Source organism: Kocuria sp. CCUG 69068 (genome assembly GCF_020833785.1).
Classification (GTDB): domain Bacteria; phylum Actinomycetota; class Actinomycetes; order Actinomycetales; family Micrococcaceae; genus Kocuria; species Kocuria rosea.
On sequence record NZ_PDDL01000261.1, the window covers coordinates 1 to 769 of the forward strand.

Below are 769 nucleotides of genomic sequence, written 5' to 3' on the forward strand. Positions count from 1 at the left end.
CGGACCCCGGGAGCTCAGCCCTTGCGGCGCCGGCTCGAGACGAGGCTCACCACGCCGAGCACGGCGAGGGCCACGGCCCCGCCCGCGACCGCGACGAGCCAGAGCGGGACGTCCCCGGACGAGGCGCGGTCCGCGGCGTCCTGGGCGCTCGCGGCGGCGTCCTCGACCGCGGCGCTCGGGTCCGCCGAGGGCTCGCCGCCGGAGCCGACGTCGTAGCTGAACGTCCCCTCGATGGGGTGCCCGTCGCCGGAGACCACGCGCCAGACCACGCGGTAGGTCTCGTCCTCCGCGCCGGCCGCGGCCAGGGGCTGGACGACCGTGTTCCCCACCGGCTCGAGCGGGCCCTCCGTCACGGAGCGTCCCTCGGAGTCGGTGACCAGGATCTGGTGGCCGATGTCCATGATCTCGCCGGAGAAGGTGAGCTCGAGCTCCTCCGGCGCGGTGGTCAGGACGGAGTCGGGCTCCGGCGTGACGGCGGTCAGCTCGTCGTGCGCGGCCGCGGGCAGCAGGGGCAGGAGGGTGAGGGCTCCCGCTGCCAGCAGGGCGGCGGTGCGGCGGGTGGTGGACGTGGGCATGGGGTCTCCTCGGAGGGCCGGGCGGCGGTGGGCGGGGCCGCCGGGCCGGGAGGGCCGGCGGCGGGCACGGGCCGTCGGACGTCCTGCCGAGGTCGGTGGCCCGGGCGGCGCCCCGCGGCCGTCCGGCTCAGCCGGCGGGCAGCGTGGCGGGTCCCGGGAGGAGGACCGGCAGCAGGGGTCGACGGCGGGCGCGC

Annotated in this window: 1 protein-coding gene; it reads right to left on the reverse strand. The window is 78.8% G+C overall.

The window, feature by feature from the left end:
• Positions 1-14: 14 nt before the first annotated feature.
• Positions 15-575 (reverse strand): copper resistance CopC family protein, encoded by a 561-nt coding sequence (locus tag CRM73_RS19420; RefSeq protein ID WP_095650358.1) that lies wholly within the window; start codon positions 573-575, stop codon positions 15-17.
• Between the last annotated feature and the right edge of the window lie 194 nt (positions 576-769).